General features: G+C 61.8%; 22 protein-coding genes. 16 read left to right on the top strand and 6 right to left on the bottom strand.

Features of this window, described 5'->3' with window-relative positions; all coding sequences use genetic code 11:
• Positions 1 to 46: 46 nt before the first annotated feature.
• The 8 genes from ACTO5E_RS00525 to ACTO5E_RS00560 all read left to right on the top strand — a co-directional run bounded on the left by ACTO5E_RS00525 (position 47) and on the right by ACTO5E_RS00560 (position 6,626).
• Positions 47 to 976 carry a YihY/virulence factor BrkB family protein gene (locus tag ACTO5E_RS00525; protein ID WP_482300631.1) on the top strand — a complete coding sequence of 310 codons (930 nt, stop codon included), beginning with the start codon at positions 47 to 49 and terminating at the stop codon, positions 974 to 976.
• Positions 977 to 2,011: an NUDIX hydrolase gene (locus tag ACTO5E_RS00530; RefSeq protein ID WP_482300632.1), complete on the top strand. Its 1,035-nt coding sequence runs from the start codon at positions 977 to 979 to the stop codon at positions 2,009 to 2,011.
• Positions 2,012 to 2,023: 12 nt separating this feature from the next.
• Complete coding sequence (rimO, locus tag ACTO5E_RS00535) at positions 2,024 to 3,352, top strand: 30S ribosomal protein S12 methylthiotransferase RimO (RefSeq protein WP_482300634.1); 1,329 nt, start codon at positions 2,024 to 2,026, stop codon at positions 3,350 to 3,352.
• A 16-nt stretch (positions 3,353 to 3,368) separates the two neighbouring features.
• Positions 3,369 to 3,944 carry a CDP-diacylglycerol--glycerol-3-phosphate 3-phosphatidyltransferase gene (gene pgsA, locus ACTO5E_RS00540; RefSeq protein ID WP_482300636.1) on the top strand — a complete coding sequence of 192 codons (576 nt, stop codon included), beginning with the start codon at positions 3,369 to 3,371 and terminating at the stop codon, positions 3,942 to 3,944.
• A gap of 58 nt (positions 3,945 to 4,002) precedes the next feature.
• Complete coding sequence (locus ACTO5E_RS00545; RefSeq protein WP_482300637.1) at positions 4,003 to 4,425, top strand: hypothetical protein; 423 nt, start codon at positions 4,003 to 4,005, stop codon at positions 4,423 to 4,425.
• 89 nt (positions 4,426 to 4,514) lie between these two features.
• Positions 4,515 to 5,387 carry an AraC family transcriptional regulator gene (locus tag ACTO5E_RS00550; RefSeq protein WP_482300639.1) on the top strand — a complete coding sequence of 291 codons (873 nt, stop codon included), beginning with the start codon at positions 4,515 to 4,517 and terminating at the stop codon, positions 5,385 to 5,387.
• A gap of 199 nt (positions 5,388 to 5,586) precedes the next feature.
• Entirely contained in the window at positions 5,587 to 6,021 is a 435-nt protein-coding gene (locus tag ACTO5E_RS00555) for a cell wall hydrolase (RefSeq protein WP_482300640.1), read from the top strand.
• A gap of 176 nt (positions 6,022 to 6,197) precedes the next feature.
• Entirely contained in the window at positions 6,198 to 6,626 is a 429-nt protein-coding gene (locus ACTO5E_RS00560; protein WP_482300642.1) for a hypothetical protein, read from the top strand.
• A 129-nt stretch (positions 6,627 to 6,755) separates the two neighbouring features.
• Here ACTO5E_RS00560 and trxB read toward each other — a convergent pair whose 3' ends face one another.
• The 6 genes from trxB to ACTO5E_RS00590 are packed head-to-tail and all read right to left on the bottom strand — an operon-like array spanning position 6,756 to position 11,890.
• Positions 6,756 to 7,661 (bottom strand): thioredoxin-disulfide reductase, encoded by a 906-nt coding sequence (gene trxB / locus ACTO5E_RS00565; protein ID WP_482300675.1) that lies wholly within the window; start codon positions 7,659 to 7,661, stop codon positions 6,756 to 6,758.
• Positions 7,662 to 7,687: 26 nt separating this feature from the next.
• A complete protein-coding gene (gene trxA, locus ACTO5E_RS00570; RefSeq protein WP_482300643.1) occupies positions 7,688 to 7,999 on the bottom strand; it encodes a thioredoxin in 312 nt (103 codons plus the stop codon).
• A gap of 57 nt (positions 8,000 to 8,056) precedes the next feature.
• Complete coding sequence (locus tag ACTO5E_RS00575) at positions 8,057 to 8,782, bottom strand: HAD family hydrolase (RefSeq protein WP_482300645.1); 726 nt, start codon at positions 8,780 to 8,782, stop codon at positions 8,057 to 8,059.
• Positions 8,772 to 9,170, bottom strand: a complete 399-nt coding sequence (locus tag ACTO5E_RS00580) for a DUF1667 domain-containing protein (RefSeq protein WP_482300647.1) — start codon at positions 9,168 to 9,170, stop codon at positions 8,772 to 8,774. The genes ACTO5E_RS00575 and ACTO5E_RS00580 overlap by 11 nt, the downstream gene beginning before the upstream one ends.
• On the bottom strand, positions 9,161 to 10,450 hold the full coding sequence (locus ACTO5E_RS00585) for an NAD(P)/FAD-dependent oxidoreductase (protein WP_482300648.1): 1,290 nt from the start codon (positions 10,448 to 10,450) through the stop codon (positions 9,161 to 9,163). The genes ACTO5E_RS00580 and ACTO5E_RS00585 overlap by 10 nt, the downstream gene beginning before the upstream one ends.
• Positions 10,451 to 10,453: 3 nt before the next feature.
• A complete protein-coding gene (locus ACTO5E_RS00590) occupies positions 10,454 to 11,890 on the bottom strand; it encodes an NAD(P)/FAD-dependent oxidoreductase (RefSeq protein ID WP_482300650.1) in 1,437 nt (478 codons plus the stop codon).
• Positions 11,891 to 12,389: 499 nt separating this feature from the next.
• On the opposite strand from ACTO5E_RS00590, the gene xylB reads away from it, so the two are divergent.
• The 8 genes from xylB (at position 12,390) to ACTO5E_RS00630 (ending at position 20,616) form a co-directional block, all read left to right on the top strand.
• Positions 12,390 to 13,916, top strand: coding sequence for a xylulokinase (xylB, locus tag ACTO5E_RS00595; RefSeq protein WP_482300652.1), 1,527 nt, complete (start codon positions 12,390 to 12,392; stop codon positions 13,914 to 13,916).
• A 45-nt stretch (positions 13,917 to 13,961) separates the two neighbouring features.
• Positions 13,962 to 14,840, top strand: a complete 879-nt coding sequence (locus ACTO5E_RS00600; protein ID WP_482300654.1) for a DegV family protein — start codon at positions 13,962 to 13,964, stop codon at positions 14,838 to 14,840.
• A gap of 4 nt (positions 14,841 to 14,844) precedes the next feature.
• Complete coding sequence (locus ACTO5E_RS00605; protein WP_482300656.1) at positions 14,845 to 15,504, top strand: YczE/YyaS/YitT family protein; 660 nt, start codon at positions 14,845 to 14,847, stop codon at positions 15,502 to 15,504.
• Between the two features lie 100 nt (positions 15,505 to 15,604).
• A complete protein-coding gene (locus ACTO5E_RS00610; protein WP_482300658.1) occupies positions 15,605 to 15,835 on the top strand; it encodes a hypothetical protein in 231 nt (76 codons plus the stop codon).
• Between the two features lie 103 nt (positions 15,836 to 15,938).
• A complete protein-coding gene (locus ACTO5E_RS00615) occupies positions 15,939 to 16,124 on the top strand; it encodes a hypothetical protein (RefSeq protein ID WP_482300659.1) in 186 nt (61 codons plus the stop codon).
• Between the two features lie 173 nt (positions 16,125 to 16,297).
• Positions 16,298 to 16,993 (top strand): response regulator transcription factor, encoded by a 696-nt coding sequence (locus ACTO5E_RS00620; RefSeq protein ID WP_482300660.1) that lies wholly within the window; start codon positions 16,298 to 16,300, stop codon positions 16,991 to 16,993.
• 7 nt (positions 16,994 to 17,000) lie between these two features.
• Positions 17,001 to 18,680: a HAMP domain-containing sensor histidine kinase gene (locus ACTO5E_RS00625; protein ID WP_482300662.1), complete on the top strand. Its 1,680-nt coding sequence runs from the start codon at positions 17,001 to 17,003 to the stop codon at positions 18,678 to 18,680.
• Complete coding sequence (locus ACTO5E_RS00630) at positions 18,673 to 20,616, top strand: S1C family serine protease (protein ID WP_482300664.1); 1,944 nt, start codon at positions 18,673 to 18,675, stop codon at positions 20,614 to 20,616. Before ACTO5E_RS00625 ends, ACTO5E_RS00630 begins: the two co-directional genes overlap by 8 nt.
• Positions 20,617 to 20,661: the final 45 nt, after the last annotated feature.

A 20,661-nucleotide genomic window follows, 5' to 3' on the forward strand; every position in this document is an offset into this window, starting at 1 on the left:
CCCGTGTTATAATATCTCAAACTATTCCCAAAGGAGGCGCGCTTTCATGTGGCCCTTTCTCAAAAAACACGCCCTCTGGTTCATTGACCGGGTCAACCGCCACCGCCTGGACTCCTCGGCGGCCCACAGCGCGTTCTTTCTCATCACCTCCTTCCTCCCCTTTCTGGCTTTTCTGCTCACCCTGATGCAGCGCATCCACTTCTCCTCAGGCCTGAGCATGGTTGAGGCCGGGCTGGAGCTGCTTCCCGCCGCTTTCTCCGCCGCGCTGGGGGAGATTATTCCCAGCCCCATCGAGTCCTCCGCCGTACTGCCCGCCGCCCTGGTTATGGCGGTGTGGTCCTCCTCCATGGGCATGGTGGCTGTCATCAAGGGGCTGGACCACATCTACGAGGCCGACACCCCCCGCAACTATATCATGCTGCGGCTCATGGCCATGGTCTATGTGATTATGCTGGCCGTGGTGCTGATTGCGGCGGCGCTGCTGCTGGTGTTCGGCTCCACCCTCTACCGCTTTTTGCAAGAGCGTTGGCCGGTGCTGGCGGCGCTGCTCATCAATTTCAAGTCCCTGGCAAGCTTTGTTATGCTGTTTTTGTTCTTTATTCTGCTGTACACCTTTGTCCCCCGGCGGCGGGTGAAATTCCGCTGCAATCTGGCAGGGGCCGCTTTTGGCGCAGGCGGCTGGGTGCTGTTCTCCTACTTCTTCTCCCTGTTTGTAGAAAATTTCTCCAACTTCTCCATCTACGGCAGTCTGGCGACTCTGGTCATCCTCATGTTCTGGCTGTTCTTCTGCATGTACATTCTGTTTTTGGGGGGCGAGGTGAGCATGTGGCTGGCAACCAGCGGCCTGGCCCAGGACGTTCTTACTCTTTTGAGGCCCAAGCCCAAGAAGTATAAGATGAAACGCCAGAGCCCCGCCCGTACAGAGGCCACGGCAGGAAGAACCAAAAATCAACAGAAGCAGGAGGATGTCAAATAAATGGAGCTTTGGGATATTTACGACTCTGACGGCGCGTTGACCGGCCGCACCCATCCCAGGGGCCAGCCCCTTGCTCCTGGGGACTACCATCTGGCGGTAACTGTCACAGTGGTGGACAGCCGGGGGCGGGTGCTGCTCACCCGGCGCAGCAGGGAGAAGACCCTGTGCCCCGGCGTGTGGGAGTGCCCCGGCGGCGGTGTGCTGGCCGGAGAGACCAGCCGGGAAGGCGCGGCCCGGGAGCTCTTGGAGGAGACCGGCATCGTGGCTGCGCCGGAGGAGCTGGTGTATCTGGCCCGGAGAAAAGGGCCGGACTGGTACATGGACGACTACGGCCTGCGCCGGGATTTGAAGGCGGAGAGCCTGACCCTGCAGTCCGGGGAGACCGACGCCGCCCAGTGGATGCCCCTGGACCAGTGGGAGCAAAAGGCCCGGGCCGGGGAGCTGTTCGCCACTGGCTATACCGAGCGGTTTTACGCGGGAGTACATAGGCTGACAGAAGCTCCCGCAGACAAGCCCGCTTCTGCCGAGCTGCTGGACGTCTACGACAGCGCCGGAAACCGGACAGGCCGGGTCTGCCAACGGGGCGCGGCCCTGCCGCCCGGGATGTTCTGTCTGGTGGCGGCTATCACCATTTACGACAGGGAGGGCCGGGTTCTCTGCACCCTGCGCAGTCCTGAAAAAATCGGAGCCCCCAACACCTGGGAAAGCCCCGGCGGCAGTGTGCTGGCCGGAGAGACCAGCCGCCAGGGGGCGGTGCGGGAGCTGTTTGAGGAGACCGGCATTGCCGCCCGGGAGGAGGAACTCCGCTTCCTCCACCGCCGCCAGTTCGGGAACATATTCATGGACGTGTACGCCCTGTGCTGGAACGGCTCTGCCAGTCAGGTAAAGCTTCAGCAGGGAGAGACGGCGGGAGCCCGGTGGTTCTCTTTGGAGGAGTGGGAACGGCTGGCCCGCCAACGGGTGATTCTGGCGGGAGACTATACCGACCTGTTTTTTGACACCATGCGCCGGCTGGCAGGCCGCGCGAATACATAGGAGGAATTTAGAATGGCAGTGAAAGTTGGAATGATCAGCCTGGGCTGCGCCAAAAACCAGGTGGATGGGGAAATGCTGATGGCAAGCCTGAAGGACGCGGGCTTTGAGCTGGCAGACGATGTAGCCATGGCCGATGTGGCGATTGTCAACACCTGCGGGTTTATTGCCAGCGCGAAAAAGGAGTCTATTGATGAAATTTTGGAGCTGGCCCTGCTGAAAAAGGAGGGGCGCATTAAAAAGCTGGTGGCCACCGGGTGTCTGGCGGAGCGCTACCAGCAGGAGATGCGCAGGGAGCTTCCGGAGCTGGACGGGGTGTTTGGCATTGGAGCCAACGGAGATATTGGCAAGTACATCCAGCAGATGCTGGACGAGGGCAGCTTAGAGGCCTTTCCGCCCAAGGAGCAGCTGCCTCTGTGCGGCGGCCGGGAACTGTCCACCCCCAGCTGGTCCGTCTATCTGAAGATTGCCGAGGGCTGCGACAACCGCTGCGCCTACTGCGCCATTCCCTCTATCCGAGGGGGCTACCGCAGCCGCACCATGGAGGACATAGAACAGGAGGCCCGGGCTCTGGCAGCAGACGGAGCCCGGGAGCTGGTGCTCATTGCCCAGGACACCACCCGCTACGGAATCGACCTGTACGGAGAATACTCTTTGGCAAAGCTGCTGCAGCGGCTGGCAAAAATTGACAGTCTGAAATGGCTGCGGGTGCTGTACTGCTACCCGGACGCGATTACCGACGAGCTGTTGGAGGTAATGGCGGCGGAGGAAAAGGCGCTGCCCTACATCGACCTGCCCTTGCAGCACTGCTCGGGCCGGGTGCTCAAGGCCATGAACCGCCGGGGAGACCGGGCCTCGCTGACTGCCCTCATCGAAAAAATACGGGAGAAGGTGCCGGGGGTGATTCTGCGCACCACGCTGATCACCGGCTTCCCTGGGGAGACCGAGGAGGACTTTACAGAGCTGGCGGAGTTTGTGAAGGAGATGCGCTTTGACCGATTGGGCTGCTTCCCCTACTCTCAGGAGGAGGGCACTCCCGCGGCCACTCTGCCAGACCAGGTGGACGAGGAGGAAAAGGAACGCCGGGCGGAGATCCTTATGGAGATGCAGATGGACATCAACGAGGAAAAGAGCGCCGCCTATATTGGCCGGACTCTTTCGGTGCTGGTAGAGGGCTTTGACCGGTACGCCGAGTGCTGGTTTGGCAGGCCCTATATGGACGCGCCGGATGTGGACGGAAAGGTCTTTTTCACTGCAAAGGGCAAACGCCCCGCCCTGGGGCATTTTGTGCCGGTGCTGATTGAGGACTGTATGAGCGGCGACCTGACCGGCAGTCTGGCCTAACGGGAGGAGAACGCACATGAAAATGAATCTGCCCAATCAACTGACCCTGCTGCGGGTGGCAATGGTGCCTGTCTTCATGGTGTTTGCCGCGCTGACTAAATTCGGCACAGAGGAGTTCAGCCGCCTGATGTGCGGCCTGGCAGGGGTTCTGTTTGCCCTGGCCAGTCTGACGGACCTGCTGGACGGAAAAATTGCCCGCAAGTATCATCTGGAAACCGATTTCGGCAAGTTTGCCGACCCCCTGGCTGACAAAATGCTCACCACAGCGGCTTTCATCTATATGATGCTGGACGGGGTATGCAGCCCTGTGGTGCTGGCCGCGACTCTGTTCCGGGAGTTCGCCGTGGCGGGCATCCGCATGGTGGCCGCGGCGGGAAGCAAGGTGATTGCCGCCAACATGTGGGGCAAGGTGAAGACCGTGCTGCAAATGGTATGTATTTTACTCTACTACTTTGCTGCTGCGGTACTGCCGCCGGACTGCGCGTTTCTCATTTCCATGACCACTCAGGTACTGTGCTGGGGAGTGGCCGTAGTAACGGTGATCTCCGGCGTGATCTACATCAAAGACAACGCCGGGGTCATCAAAGGCTGATAACCCCCACCGAGAGGCGGTCTTTCCCGGCAAGAACCCCTTGAAAGGAGGCGCAAAAATGCGTAAGCGAAACAAAATCATCCTGACATTGGCCGTCTGTTTCGCCGCCCTGGCCATCCTCCTCAAGCTCAGCGGCGTGGAGATCCGCATCAACCCTGCCTATGAGGGCAGCTCGGCCGTCATGTGCCATGCCTCCGGCTACCAGCAGAGGGGGGACACAGGGTATCTCGCCATTGTCTGCGATACCCTCGACCACCCCCGCCCCATTCCGATCAAGGTAGAGGACGGTGAACTGCAGAACGAGCTGGCCAGCCGGGACATGAAGGACGTAATTGGCGTGCAGGTGGGATTCTCGGTGCCGTACCAAGTGTGGAGCCAGAACCACGTCCAGGGCCGGCAGTACAACCTGTGGGATGAAGTTGTTGTCACCGACGCTTACGACCAGTATCTGGTCCTGACGGGCGTGTCCTTTGACGAGTAGCCCGGGCCGGACCTATCCGCATTTCGCAAGAGATGCGGCGAAACTGCCCCTCCCGCATGGTAGAATAGGGACAGAAAGGAGGGAGCGGTATGGACTGGCTGGAAAGCATGAACCGCGTGGCCAGCTACATGGAAGAGCATCTGACAGAGCGAGTAAGCTACGGGGCCATGGCCCGTATGACATGCTGCTCGGTGTACGAGTTCTCAAGAATATTCTCCTTTATGACCGGCATGTCCCTGTCAGAGTACATCCGGCGCAGACGGCTGTCTCAAGCGGTGTTCGACCTGCAGGCCGGGGACAGAGTGGTCGACGTGGGGCTGAAATATGGCTACGACTCCCCCACTGCCTTTGCCCGGGCTTTCCGGGAACTCCACGGGGTTTCGCCCACAGAGGCCCGAAAGCCGGAGACCCGCCTGAAGACCTACCCGCCCATCTCCTTTCAATTTACCATTCAAGGAGTGAGCGCATTGGAATTTCGGATGGAACGGACAGAGGCGTTTCAAATTGTAGGTCTGGTAGACAGGGGGGAGCCCGCTGACCGGGACTATATGGACAGCGAGCCTGCGCTGGGCCCCCTATGGCGGCGCTTTATGGCCGAGTATGACCCCCGGCTGTACAACGGCGGCGGGGCGGAAAACCTGTACTGCCCGCCGTTCTGGCAGGTAGCGGCCTACAGCTTTGCTTTGGACGGGGAGACTGCCATTGGCGCGGCGTACAAGGGCATATGCCCCCCGGGCATGGAGCTGTACACCGTACCGGCCGCAGAGTGGGTGGTGTTCTCCTTCCCGGGGCCCACCGGCTCCCCCCATGTGCCAAAGGCATACGCCCGGGTGCTGACGGAGTGGTTCCCCCAAAGCGGCTACCAGCGGGACCAGGACACGCCCAACCTGGAGGTCTACCCGGCTGGGGACCCGTTGTCGCCGGAGTATATGTGGGAGATCTGGATGCCTGTGAAGAAATAAGACCCTGCACGGATCGGCTTCGCGCCAGGCTGATGAAGCAAAGCCTTGCCGGTCAAACGGGCGCAATGTCCTATTGGTACAGGTTCCAAAGAAAAACCGCCGGGAGCGTTCCCGGCGGTTTTTTCTTCTGTCCGGCCGGGCCAGGCATAACCGCCCCCTCCCGGCCATACAATGGAGGGAGGAAAGGAGGGCGGAGGACGTGGCGTTTTCAGACAGAGAGATTCTGGCCCGCATTCTGGAATGCGAGGCCGGGGGCGAGGGGGAGACGGGGATGAAGGCTGTGGCCTGTGTGGTGATGAACCGGGTACAGGTCACCTATGGAGAGTATGGCCGGCTGTACACCATCCGGGAGGTGGTGTACCAGCCCCGGCAGTTCACCTGTGTCATGGAAATGGTGGGGGGACAGTACAATATGCAGAACATCTACAACATGCGCCCCACAGACGTACATTACAGCATTGCCGACTGGGCCATTGCCGGGAACCGCCTGACCAACCTGGGCTTTGCCCTGTGGTATTTCAATCCCTTTAACCCCAGTTGCAGGCAGTTTTTCCCCTCTCAGGTGGGACGCTTTGTCATTCGCTTGGGAGACCACTGCTTCTATAACCCCACCGAGAGCTACGCGGAGACCTAGAGTCTGCTTTCAGAGGGGCTCCGGGGGTCTGTTTTCCCGCAGCTTTGGGGCAGATTTTGACCCATTTAGGGCCTGAAAGCTGCCAGAATTCGCCCAAAAACGACAGTGAAAATACCCCAAAGGCAGCTTTAAGGCCTGAAAGCGCAGCACAGCCAGAACAGAAAGGGAGGCATATCATGAACAGCAACCAGAGAGAATGCGGCAGAAATTCCCCGACCATGCGGCGGCTGCAGAGCAGGGCCGACTATATGGCCGAGGCCGACGGCGCGGCGGCGCTGGACAATTTTGAGCATCCGCCCCAGGAGGACTTTGACTCGGAGGAGATGCGGGGCTCCATGCAGATGATTCTCTCCCAGAACATCGGCAATTTTGTGGTGATCGAGTTTCTCATCGGCACAGGGCAGATTATGCGCAAGCAGGGCATTCTGTACTTTGTGGGCCGCAGCTTTGTCACCCTGTATGACGAGCCGGTGAACAACTTTATTATCTGCGACATTTTCTCCATCAAGTTTGTGTACTTTTACATGCCCAACGACCGGCCCCGGTGGAATTACAACCTCCTGCCCAACCCCAACAACGGCTCTGGCGGGCGGCGTTATAGTTAACGCAGTTCAAAAAAGGCGTACCTCTTTTGAACCCGGCGGCACGGACGCGGCCGCGCAACTCCGGGCGGTTCAACAAAAAAAGAGCGGTTCTTCCACGGGAAGCACCGCTCTTTTTTCTGTGCCGGGGCCTCAGGGCCGGGCGCTCAGGTATTCCTCCGCCTGCTGGGCCGCCACGGCTCCGTCCGCCGCAGCGGTGACAATCTGCCGCAGTGGTTTTTTCCGCAGGTCTCCCACAGCGTAGACCCCCGGCAGGTTGGTTCGGGTGTCCTCTCCTGCCAGCACATAGCCGGCTTCGTCCAGGTCCACCTGCCCGGCAAACAACGCTGTGTCCGGCTTCTGGCCCACGGCAATGAACACCCCGGCGCATTCCAGCGTCCGCTGGGCTCCGGTTTTTTTGTTGACCGTCTTCAGGCCTGTGAGCCGGTCCTCCGCCAGCAGCTCCGCAACCTGGCTGTCCCAAAGGAATTCCACCTTGCCGGTGTCCTCCAGCCGCTTCCGGTCTCCTCTGGGGGCCCGCAGCTGGTCCCGCCGGTGAATCAGGTACACCTTTTCGCACAGCCGGGCAAGGTAGAGAGCGTCGGACACAGCGGTGTTGCCGCCGCCTACCACGGCCACGGCTTTGCCCCGGCAGAACATGCCGTCGCAGGTCGCGCAGTAGGAGACCCCTCTGCCCCGCAGAGCCGCCTCTCCCGGCAGGCCCAGCTCACGGGGCTGGGCTCCGGTGGCCAGCACGACAGCTTTGGCCTGATAGCTCTCTTTGCCCGCGTGAACGGTCTTTATGTCCCCTGCCAGCTCTACCGCCGTTACCTCAGCGGAGATGGTGCGGGCCCCAAAGCGCTCGGCCCCCTCCTTCATCCCCATAGCCAGCTCAAAGCCGTTAACCCCCTGGGGAAAGCCCGGATAGTTGTCGATCTGGTCTGTGGTGCCCATCTGCCCCCCAGGAGCCAGCCTTTCCAGCAGGGCCACGCTGAGCCCTGCCCGGGCCCCATACAGGGCGGCGGTGTAGCCGGCAGGGCCCCCGCCGATGATGAGCATGTCGTAGGTCTTCTCTGCATTCTCCACTATTTGATAAGCTCCTCCAACGCGGCCTTGGACTGCAGGCCCACCAGCGTGGCGGCGGGCTCCCCGTTTTTGAACAGAATGGCGGTGGGAATGCTCATGACCCCATAGCGGCCTGCCAGGTCAGGCTGCTCGTCCACATTGAGCTTGCCCACCTTTACCGCCTCGGGGTTTTCCTCCGCGAACTCGTCCACAATAGGCGAGAACATCCGGCAGGGGCCGCACCAGGCCGCCCAAAAGTCCACCAGCACAGGCTTGGTTGACTGCAGCACCTCGGCCTCAAAATTTTCAGCAGTGATTGTAAGAACAGACATAACAGTACCTCCTTGATGTTTTGTTTTTATTCTATATCATGCCCTGATTCCGGGCAATTAACAGCAGCAAAGCCCCGCGAATTCCATAAAATCCCGAAAGCTGCCCTGCTCTGTTCCAGAGAGGTCCACACCCTCTGTGTGCTCCATGCAGTCTGTCACCAGGTAGACGGAAAGGCCCGCCGCTTTTGCGGCCTGCACATCCTCCCGCCCGTCGTTGCCCACCATCAGGCACTCCTGCGGACTGCGGCCCAGCTGTTCCAGCACCTGGGCAAAGTAGGCGGGGTTGGGCTTGCAAAAGGAGCAGCTCTCGTAGCTGGTCACCAGGGCGAAGTCCTCAGGCGCCAGCCCCAGCCAGCTCAGCCGGGTGGCCTGACCTGCCAGAGGGAACAGCGGGTTGGTGGCCAACGCCACCTGACAGCCCCTGGCCTTCAGGCCCTCTACCGCCTGCCTTGCATAGGGGTTCTCCCGGGTGGCGGCCCGGGCCCCGTGGAACTCCTCCCTGTAAAACTGGTCGAACACCGGCCGCAGCCGCAGAATGTCCTCTCCCAGCTCCTGGGCAAACACCTGCCAGAACCGGGCGTCGTTTTTTATGGAGCCGTCGTTCATCACCATAGCCTTTGTGCCGGCCCACACTGCATTCACCAAAGTCTTGGGCTCATAGCCATAGGGCGCGGCCTTTTTTGCCAGCAGCTTAAAATAGGTCTGGGTGAACGACTCTGTGTCCATGGGCAGCAGGGTGCCGTCCAGGTCGAAGAGTATGGTGGTTATTTTTTCATTCAGCAAATTGGTTTTCCTCCTGGGCTTCCCGCCGCTCCACCCGCTGGGTGGCAATCAGGTCCGCGTCTGTGCCCGCAATGTGGGGGATGATGACCTGGCCCAGCTCTACCGGGGCCGGAACAATAACCCCCCGCAGGGCCTCCATCACGGCGAAGATTTTGTTTTTGGGGACCTCTCCCCTGGTGCGCACAGCAGCCACCGGGGCCGTCCCCCCTGTCACCCCCACGGTGGAGGTGACGGTGCGCATGGGGGTGGTTGCCTCCCGCCTGCCGTAGTCCTCGCCCCGCTTGCAGGTGTTCCCTGTTACGGCAATGACCCGGCCCGCCCCGTCGGTCTCTACCCGCAGGGGACAGCCCAGAGGGCAGCTGATGCACACAAGCTCTGTTATTGGCATGACGGTTCCCCCTCCTTTGCCTCCTGGGCGCAGATTTCCAACGCTGCCTCGTCCCCGGTTAGCCACTGCCGCTTCAGGGTGAGCTGCTCCATCTCCCCGGGGGCCATAACCGGGCGTTTGCGGCGCAGAAGCTCTCTGCCGCCGGCGCGCACCGTCACCACAGCCCCCCGCAGGCCGCGGCCCACCCGAAAGCGCACGGTGACCTCCTCCGGCATACGGGCCGGGTCCACAAAAGCGGGGACCGTATAGCGCACCGCGCCGCAGGGAGTCAGGGGAATGTCCCGGCGGGACGGGGCGGAAGGCTTGCCCTGCAAATAGGCAGCGGCGCTGCGCCCGGCCTGAGCCGCCTCCTCTGACACATAGTCCACCAGGTCGTGGACATGAAGCACGTTGCCGCAGGCGAACACCCCCGGCGTACCGGTTTCCAGGCTCTCGTCCACCAATGGACCGCCGGTTACCGGAGAGAGGGCCACCCCCGCTGCCTTTGACAGCTCGTTCTCCGGCAGCAGGCCCACCGAGAGCAGCAGCGTGTCGCAGTCCAGCTCCTCCTCCGTGCCGGGGATGGGCCGCAGGCTTTCGTCCACCCGGGCCAGGGTGACGCCCTCCACCCGCTCCCGGCCCCGGACGTCCACCACTGTGTGGCTGAGCTTCAGGGGGATATCATAGTCCTGAAGACACTGGACAATGTTGCGCTTGAGCCCGCCGGAGTAGGGCATCAGCTCGGCCACGCACAGCACCCTGGCCCCTTCCAGGGTCATGCGGCGGGCCATAATCAGACCAATGTCCCCACTGCCCAGAATGACTACCCGTTTGCCGGGCAGCCAGCCCTCCCGGTTCACCAGACGCTGGGCCGTGCCCGCCGAAAAAATACCCGCGGGCCGGGCGCCGGGGATGTTCAAAGCCCCCCTGGGACGCTCCCGGCAGCCCATGGCCAGAATAACCGCCCGGGCGTTAATCTGCACCATTCCCTCTCCTTTGCTCACTGTGGCGACGGCAAGGCCCGCCTCCTGCCTTTGCAGGTCCACCACCGTGGTACTGAGCCGGTATGGGATGCCCAGGGCCTGGGCCCGGTCTATGTACCGGGCGGCGTACTCCGGGCCGGTGAGTTCCTCCTGAAAGGTGTGCAGGCCAAAGCCGTTGTGAATGCATTGGTTCAGGATGCCCCCCAGCTCCTTCTCCCGTTCCAGAACAAGCAGGTCCCGGACCCCGGCCTCCCGGGCGGCAATGGCCGCGGCAAGCCCGGCCGGCCCCCCGCCGATAATGACAAGCTCCCGGTCCATATCTCAGTCCCCCTCTCTGGTCTTTTCCAGTACAACCGCCGAGCCCGGCCCGTTTTTACGCACCTGGTCCAGGGTGAGGCCTAGCTCCCGGGCCAGAATCTCCATCACCCGGGGAGAACAGAACCCGCTCTGGCACCGGCCCATGCCTGCCCGGGTCCGCCGCTTGACCCCGTCCAGGGTTCTGGCCCCCAGGGTACTGTGAACAGCGTCCAGAATCTCCCCCTCCGAGACCTCCTCGCAGCGGCAGACGATATGGCCGTAGAGAGGGTTTTCTTTGATTTTTGCGGCCCGCTCCTCCGAAGACAGGGCGGCAATTTTGGGGATGCCCCGGCGGCAGGGGTCAAAGCTGCGGTTGACTGCCAGCCCCAGCCGGTCCGCAATCAGCCCCGCCAGATACTCCCCGATCGCGGGAGCGCTGGACAGGCCCGGGGACTCGATGCCCGCCCCGTCGAAAAAGCCGGGGGCGCTCTCGCCCAGAATAAAGTCGTCGCCCGCCTCATGGGCCCGCAGGCCGCTGAAGGAGGTGATGGTCTGCCCCAGGGGCAGGTCCTTCACAGCCCAGGCGGATTTCTCCTTCACCTCCGCCAGCCCCCGGGCCGTGGTTGCGACGTCCTGGGGGTCGTCTACATCAGCGGCGGTGGGGCCCACCAGCAGGTTGCCGTGTATGGTGGGGGTCACCAGAACGCCCTTGCCCATGGGGCCGGGCAGCTGGAAAATGGTGCGGCTCACATGCCCTCCGGCGGTGCGGTCCAGCAGGCAATACTCGCCCTTGCGGGGGGTGATGCGGAGCTTCTCCTTGCACACCTGGTTGTGGAGCTCCCCCGCGTACACCCCGGCCGCGTTAACCACCGCCCGGGCGGTCACCGGGCCCCGGGTGGTTTCCAGGGTCCAGCCCCCCTCTGTCTGGCAAAGGCCGGTGACCTGGGCGTCGAACAGAAAACACACTCCGTTGTGGGCGGCGTTTTCTCCCAGGCCCAGGGTGAGCTCAAAGGGGCAGACAATGCCCGAGGTTTCGGCCAGAAGCGCGCCGCAGACCTGGCCGGTGAGGTTGGGTTCCAGAGCCCGGGCCTCTGCCCCGGTGAGCAGAGAGAGGCCCTCTACCCCGTTCTCCCGCCCCCGGTCATACAGGGCCCGCAGACGGGGGAGGCCCTCCTCGCTGAGGCAGGCCACCAGGGCCCCGTTGCGCCGGAAGGGCACGTCCAGCTCCTCTGCCAGCCGGTCCATCATCCGGCTGCCCTGAACGTTCATCCTGGCCTTCCAGGAGCCGGGCCGGGCGTCGAACCCAGCATGGATGATGGCGGAATTGGCCTTGCTGGCGCCCTCGCACAGGTCGCCGGCGCGCTCGAGCACAAGAAAGCGGCCCGCGTAGCGAGAGAGGGCCCGGGCGGCGGCGCAGCCGGTAACGCCTGCGCCGATGATGACAGCGTCATATTGAGGCATAGGGTGCTCCTTTCGTGACGGGGGAAAATAGGGGCTGCTTGGGTCGACATTGGGTTGGATGTGGGGGGAGTTTTCTGGAATGGGGAGGAAGAACCGGGCGGCTATGCTATCTGCTCCCATTCGACGGGGAGCGTCTGCCAGTGGCAGACAGGCTGCGAACCGGTCGGGACCAAGTCGAGCCCCTTATGGCAAACATTCACCATAACGCTTGCCTGCCCTCCTGTGTTTTGGGTGTATTAGTAGGACCAGGAGCCTGGGGGATTTGCCCGCAGTTTAGAGGGGCTTTCGGGAAAAGACCCTTAAGCTTCTTCCAAATCGTTTGACAGGGGCTGTGACCGCCAGGCCTCCGGCCCGGGCTTTCGCCTCTTTGTACAAGGTCTTTCTTCTTTCCTCCATCATATCACAAAGATATTTTTCGCGCAACCCCCAACTACGCCTTGACATCCGTCCCCAAATGTTGGAAAATAGGAAATAATACCCTGAAAAGGAGCGTCAGTCTATGGAATATATCATTGGCATCGACCTGGGCACCAGCGGTACAAAAACCGTTCTGTTTGACCGGGAGGGCGCTGTCATTGCCAGCGCCTCAGAGGAGTACCCTCTCTATCAGCCCCAGAACGGTTGGGCGGAGCAGGACCCGGAGGACTGGTGGCACGCCGCCGCGGCCACCTGCCGGGCCGTTATGGAAAAAAGCGGGGTGGACCCCAAGGACGTGAAGGGCCTGGGCGTTTCCGGGCAGATGCACGGCCTGGTGATGCTGGACAAGGAGGGCCGGGTGCTCCGGCGCTCTATCATCTGGTGCGACCAGCGCAGCGGCAGGCAGTGCGAGACCATCACCGAAAGAGTGGGGGCCGAGCGGCTTATTGCTGTCACCGCCAACCCGGCCCTTACAGGCTTTACTGCCGCCAAGCTCCTTTGGGTGCGGGAGAATGAGCCGGAGGTCTACGCCCAGTGCGCCCACATTCTTCTGCCCAAGGACTATGTGCGCTATATGCTCACCGGCGATTTCGCCACCGAGGTCTCCGACGCGTCGGGGATGCAGTTCTTGGACGTCCCCCGCCGGCAGTGGAGCCAGGAGGTACTGGACAAGCTGGACATTGACCCTGCTCTGCTGGCAAAGGTCTACGAGTCCCCGGAGGTCACCGGCGTGGTGCACAGCCAGGCGGCAGAGCTCACCGGCCTGCGCCCGGGCACCCCTGTGGTGGGCGGCGCAGGAGACAATGCCGCCGCTGCGGTGGGCACAGGCGTGGTCCGGGACGGCAAAGCCTTTACCACCCTGGGCACCTCCGGCGTGGTGTTTGCCCATACCGACAAGCTGGCCATTGACCCCAAGGGCCGGGTGCACACCTTCTGCTGCGCTGTGCCCGGGGCCTGGCATGTAATGGGCGTCACCCAGGGGGCGGGGCTGTCCCTCAAGTGGTTCCGGGACAATTTCTGCTTCTCGGAAATCATCTCCGCCCAGGGGCTGTGCATCGACCCCTATGTGCTGCTGGACAAGCAGGCTGAGCAGTCGCCGGTGGGCTGCAACAAGCTGCTGTACCTGCCCTATCTCATGGGCGAGCGCACCCCCCACCTGGACCCGGACTGCCGGGGGGTATTCTTCGGGCTTTCGGCCATGCACCTGCGCAGCGACCTGCTGCGGGCTGTGATGGAGGGGGTGGTCTACTCTCAGCGGGACAGCCTGGAGGTGCTGCGGGAGATGGGGGTAGACCCCCGGCAAATGCTGGCCTGCGGCGGCGGGGGCACCTCTCCCCTGTGGCGGCAGATGCTGGCGGACGTATACAACCGGCCGGTGCAGACCGTCCAGTCCAAGGAGGGCCCTGCTCTGGGCGCGGCCATTCTGGCGGGCGTGGGCGCTGGCCTGTACCCCTCGGTACAGGAAGCCTGCGACAGCATGATCCGGCTGAACCCACCCCAGGAGCCCATTCGGGAGAATGTGGCCCAGTACGAAAAGATCTACCAGGTATACCGGGGTCTGTACCCGGCCCTGAAGGACAACTTCAAGCAGTTGGCGGAGCTGGGCTGAGCCTGCCCCTTTCCGTCAAACCCATAGAGGAAGGATGGCGTTTCTATGCCTGAGAAAAAGATCGTCCTCAGTGCCGACAGCACCTGTGACATCGGCGAGGAGCTGAAAGCCCGTTATGACGTGCATTTCTACCCCTTTCACATTATTTTGGAGGGCCGGGACTACCAGGACAATGTGGACGTCACTGTAAAGGAGATTTTTGCCGCCTACTACGACCGTAAGGCCCTGCCCCAGACCGCAGCCATCAACATGAGCGAGTATGTGGAGTATTTTCAGGACTGGGTCAACGCCGGGTACGACGTGATTCACCTGAACTTGGGCGGCGCGATTTCCAGCGCCCACAAAAACTGCCTGCTGGCCGCCCGAGAGCTTCAGGAGAGCGGCGCGCCCGGCCGGGTCTACCCCATCGACAGCTTCAGCCTGTCCACAGGCATTGCCTTACAGGTAATTGACGCCGGGGACCTGATCAAGGCCGGCCTCTCCGCCGGAGAGATCGCCCAGAGGCTGGAACAGAACCGCTCTCATGTGCACGCCAGCTTTATTCTGGACACCCTGGACTTTATGCGGGCGGGAGGGCGGTGCTCCACCGTGGCGGCGGTAAGTGCCAATCTGCTGAGCCTGAAGCCCTGCATTGAGGTGGACAACACCGACGGCAGCATGCATGTGGGCAAAAAGTACCGGGGCAATCTGCGCAAGGTGCTGCCAAGCTATGTGAAGGACAAGCTGGCTCAGTATCCCCGCATCAAAAAGGACCACATTTTCATCACCTATTCCAGCATCGACCCGGAGCTGGAGGAGCTGGTTCGGGAGACAATCAAGTCCGCCGAGGAGTTTATGGAAATTCACGCCACCAGGGCCAGCTGCACCATTGCCAGCCACTGCGGCCCCAACACCCTGGGGATTCTGTTTGAAACGGAGGATTGAGCCCATGGAGCATTTTTTCAGCCGGTACGCGGGCCGGCATCTGGTCAAACGCAGCGTGGCCATGCTGGCGGCGGTCATCGTGATGGGCGCGGGAGTGGGGTTCTTCATGATGGCCGCTATGGGCAGCGACCCCTTCTCTACCCTGAACCTGGGGGTGTCCTCCCGGCTTCACTTAAGCTTTGGCGTCTGGCAGGCCATTTTCAACATTCTGCTGCTGGCGGTGGTGCTGGCCACAGACCGGTCCAAGCTGGGGCTGGGCACCATTGGCAACATGTTTCTGGTGGGCTTTGCGGCGGACATCACCGGGGGGCTGCTGAGCCAGGTTATCACCGCCAGCGCGCTGGGCATCCCCGCCCGGGTGGGCATGACCCTGCTGGGGGTTTCCATGCAGCTCATTGGCTGCTCCTTTTATGTCACCTGCGGCCTGGGCATGGCCCCCTACGACTGTGTCAGCTATATTGTGCCCGAGCGCACCAAAATCCCCTTTCGCTGGTGGCGCATTGCCATTGACGTGGTGTGCGTGGGGGTGGGCTTTGCCTGCGGGGCCTCGGTGGGCATTGGCACGCTGCTGATGGCCTTTGGCACCGGGCCCATTCTGCCCCTGCTGAACCGCTATGTCTCAGAGCCGCTGCTCAAAGCGAAAGAGTACAAAAGCGTTATGTAAACCTTGTGCATATCACACATTGACAGCCCCCTGAAAGCAGAGTATAATGTGTATAGATAGACAAAGAACATCCACCCGAGACCAAAAGGAGGTCTGTCATATGTTGAATATATTCAGTGATTTATGGAATATGTTGTATCAATGGAATTCTGATTTGCTGTACATGTTTTTAGCGGTGATTGGCGCTGTTGTTCTTTTCGTCGTGGGCGGTCTGATTACACATTGGGCATTCGGCGGAAAGAAAGAGAACAAAGCCAAAAACGAAAAGCTCTTTGAGACAACGGCCTATTTCAACGCCCTTGGGCGTTCCCTGCCCAGGAAATTCCGCTAAGGGACGGAATGAAAGGCTTTGCGTTGGACCGAGTCCTTTGAACGGTTTTTGGCGGGAGACTCCGATTTGACAGCCGGCATTTGGCGGAGAGGAGGCGGCGGGTATGGCGCCGAGCCTGGTTTTGTTCCATGTCCTGTTTCTTGTGGCAGTGGCGGCATTGGTAGTGGTCCTGTGGCTGATTATGTCCGGCCGCAAGAAAAAACAGCAGCGGGACGAGACCCGCACTGTGGCCGGAAGGTTCCAGACAGGCCTTGCCCACCGGTTCAACACGCCCGAGATTCGCAAATAGACGAAAGGCCCGCCGGGGAGACCTGGCGGGCCTTTTTGGGCTTGCCGCTCTTTCCTGCCGCCCTTTGTCTGTGGATTCACACAAAATTCACTTGTTTTTCTTGCTTTTGCCACAGTTCCGGTATAGAATAAGATGGAGTTCGTAGCTGCAACAATAAACAAAGGGGTGGGACCGTGGCTTCCAGCAAAATTCTGATTGTGGACGACGACACCAATATCTGTGAGCTTTTGAGGCTTTACATTGAAAAAGAGGGCTTTACCGCCGAGCTTGCCAACGACGGGGAGAGCGCCCTGCGGAAATTTGACAGCTTTTCTCCTGACCTGATTCTGCTTGACATTATGCTGCCCGGCCTGGACGGCTGGCAGGTCTGCCGGGAGATTCGGAAGAAATCAGCCTGCCCCATTATCATGCTCACTGCCAAGGGCGAGGTCTTCGACAAGGTGCTGGGCCTGGAGCTGGGCGCCGACGACTATGTGGTAAAGCCCTTTGAGACCAAGGAGGTGGTGGCCCGCATCAACGCGGTGCTCCGCCGCAGCGGCAAAGCCGGGGGCCGGCAGGATGACAGCAAGGAGGTCTCTTACGACAACCTGGTGATCAACCTGACCAACTATGAGCTGAAGGTAAAGGGCGTGCAGGTGGACACGCCGCCCAAGGAGATGGAGCTTATCTACCATCTGGCCTCCAACCCCAACCGGGTGTTTACCCGGGACCAGCTGCTGGACGAGGTGTGGGGCTTTGACTACTACGGAGACAGCCGCACCGTGGACGTGCACATCAAGCGCCTGCGGGAGAAGCTGGAAGGGGTCTCGGACAAATGGACCCTGAAAACCGTGTGGGGCGTGGGCTACAAGTTTGAAGCAAAGGACTGAGCGGCCTATGCAGAAAAGCATTTTCAAGCGGTATCTTGGCATTACCATGGCCATCATCTTTCTCAGCTTTGTCATGCTGGGCGGGGTGATGATGGCCTTTTTCGGCAGGTTCTGGCAGCAGGAGAAAAAGGAGCTGCTCACCAAAAACGCGGGCTCGATTGCCGGCATTGCCAGCCGCTATCTCACCGAGAAGGAGCCGGACCGGTATGAGCTGCAGGCGGACACCCTGAAGGGGTTCATTGCCAGCTTCTCCTCTAGCATTGACGCGGATATTTTTATCACAGACCTGGACGGCAAAGTGCTGCTGGGCAACTTTGCCCACAGCAAGCTTGAGAGCCCCAGGGAGGCGCCCGCCTTTTATGTGGACCAGGCCGCTATGGGCCTCTATGAGGGCCGGGGGGACTTTGGCGGGCTGTATCGGGACAAGTATTACATCATCGGCTTACCCATGACCGTGCAGGATGGAGGCCCCTGCGTGGGTGTGGTGTTTGCCGCCACCAGCCCCTCCTCCATCAACAACACCCAGATGGAGGCCTTCAAAATGTTTTTGGCTGCGGCAGGGGCAGCGCTCACTGTCACCTTTTGCGTGGTGGGGGTGTTCGCTTTCCGGCTGGTCAAGCCCCTGCGGCAGATGTCCGCGGCGGCCCGCAGCCTGGGCGGCGGAGACTTCTCGGTTCGGGTGCCGGTGGCCAGCGCGGACGAGCTGGGCCAGCTGGCGGCCTCCTTCAACCATATGGCCGACTCCCTGTCCAACTCAGAGGGGATGCGCCGCAGCTTTATTGCCAATGTGTCTCACGAGCTGAAAACCCCCATGACCACCATCGCCGGGTTTATCGACGGCATCCTGGACGGCACCATTCCCCAGGGAGAGCAGGACAAGTACCTGCACATTGTGTCTGACGAGGTGAAGCGTCTCTCCCGGCTGGTCAAGTCCATGCTGGACCTTTCCCGCATTGACAGCGGGGAGATGAAGCTGCACCCGGGTTGGTTTGACGTGACCCACACCATTGTGGCCACGCTGCTCACCTTTGAGCGGAGTATTGACGAAAAGCAGATCGAGATTCAGGGGTTGGAGGACGCGGAGCCCATCCAGGTCTACGGCGACCAGGACCTTTTGCACCAGGTGGTGTATAATCTGGTGGAGAACGCGGTAAAATTTACCAACCCGGGCGGGACGATTCAGGTGCTGGCCGCAGACAGTGTGGACCGGACCACAGTGATGATTGAGAACTCCGGCCCGGGCATTGCCGCCGAAGACCTGCCCATGGTGTTCGACCGGTTCTATAAGGGGGACAAATCCCGCAGCCGGGATAAGAACGGCATGGGGCTGGGGCTGTATCTGGTGCGCACCATTTTGCAGCTGCATGGGGGGAACATTCAGGTCACCTCCATGCAGGGGCAGTTCTGCCGGTTCCAGTTCTACCTGCCCAAGCCCCAGAGCGCGCCCCGGCTGAAGGACAGCCAGCCCAAGGCCAAGGAGGGGGCCCCGCGAATCAAGGAGCCCCGCCTGCGCAAAAGCCAGCGGGGAGAGCGGCCGGGCAAGTCCGGCAAAAACGAAAAAGCAGACAAAAACACAGCGCCCGGCCAGCCTGAAGAACAGGCGCAGCCCGGGCAGACCGGGATAGCCGGCGGGGCGGAAAAGGCCCCTGAGCCGGAGGAGAAGGAAAGGAGCAGCAGCGATGAATGAGGAGCGCAGAGAGGAGAACGGATGGGAGCAGTCCCAAGAGGCCCAGCCCGCTGGGGGACAGCCAGAGCAGCCTGTGCCGGCGGAGGCTCTGGAGCAGGAGGAACCGCCCTGCCAGGAGGAGCCCCGGCCTGAGGACCAGGAAGAAATCGCCCGGGCACGGGAGCCTATGGGTGCGGAGCCGGTGCGCCCCCCTGTACCGGAGGAGTTTGCCCAAAGGCCCCCTGCCCCAGAGCCTGAGCCCGCCGAGGAACTGCCCCCGGAGGGCACGGAGCCTCTGACCGGGGAGGGATGGGGGCCGGCCCCTTCCTTTACGCCCCAAGAGCCGTTCCCCCAGTGGAGTCAGCCGGCAGCACAAGGCGGGGCGCCTGTGCCGGACCAGAACAGCCAGACCCCCTGGCAGCCGGGCTGGCCCTCTCCCATGCCGGGCGCTGTGCAGCAGCCCTATGGGGGGTATCCCGCCCAGGGCTACCCGGCGGGCGCTCCCTTTACCCAGCCATACCCGGGGTACAGCCAGCCCCAGGGCTATCCTCAGGGCCAGCCTGGGTATGGACAGCCTCAGGGGTATGCTCCGGCCCAGCCGGGCTGCTATCCGCCGCCCCAGTACCCGCAGGGGGCGTATCCGGTCCAGCCCATGGCCTACCCCTATTACGGGGGGAATGCCCCAGGCTATGCGGCTCCCCAGCCTCCGCCGGAACGCCGGCGGATGTCCCGGAGCGTAAAGGTGTTTTTGTGGATATTAGGAGTGCTCACGGTTCTGGCTCTGGTGGTCTTTGGGGTGTACCTGGCCCTGGCCCCGAACAGCGGCCAGAGCAGCGGCCCCCTGTTCGGCTATGACGACCCCTTTGACGGGGAATGGGACGCCGACCCGGAGATTCCGCCGGAGAGCTCTGAGGAGCCGGAGGATGAGGAGGAGCCGGAGCGTCCCCAGGTGGACGTGACCCCCAACACCGAGGGCATTCAGATTCAGGAACGGCCTGCGGGCAATGTTCTGGACGCGGAGACCGTGTACCACCAGGTGGTGCCCTCCACAGTCACGGTGGCCGCGGAGCTTACCCGGGAGGGCCAGACCGGCGAGAGCACCGGCACGGGCATTATCGCCACCAGCGATGGGTATATTATCACCAACTCCCATGTGGTGCTCAACTCCAAAAGCACGCTGGTCAAGGTGACCACCTATGACGGTCAGGAGTATGACGCGGTGGTGGTGGGCGTGGACCGCACCACGGACCTGGCGGTGCTGAAGACCAACGACCACGGCTTTACTCCCGCCCAGTTCGGCGACGCCTCTGAGCTCTCGGTGGGCGAGTGGGTGATGGCCATTGGCAACCCTGGCGGCGAGCGGTTTTCCAGCTCCCTCACCCGGGGCATCATCTCCGGCCTGGACCGGGAGGTGGGCAAGTACAGCGAAAACGGCATGACCTATATTCAGACAGACGCGGCCATCAACCCGGGCAACTCCGGCGGGCCGCTGGTGAATATGTACGGCCAGGTGGTGGGCATCAACTCCTCCAAAATCATCACCGAGGGCTACGAGGGCATGGGCTTCGCCATTCCTGTGAGCAGCGCCCAGCCCATTATCAACGAGCTGCTGGCGGGGGGCTATATCAAGGGGCGCACCCGGCTGGGCATTATGTGCCGGGAGATCAGCTCTGCCATGTCCCAGATTTACGGCCTGCCCAGAGGGCTGCAGATTACGGAGATCACCGAGGACAGCGGCTTTGCAGGCAGCGGAGCCCAGGAGGGGGACGTGATCATTGAGCTGGACGGCCAGCGGGTGGAGAGCCTGCGGGACGTATCCAACCTGCTGCTGCGGTATGAGCCCGGGGACAAGGTGAAGGTGACCCTGTACCGGCCGGGGAATAATCTGATGACCGGCGGGGAGGAGGTCGAGGTGGAGATCACCCTGCTGGAGGACAAGGGGGAGACCCAGGATTAACAGAAAGGCCCTGGCGGGAAGCCGGGGCCTTTTCCGTTGCGGAGG

The organism is Acutalibacter sp., assembly GCF_056800975.1.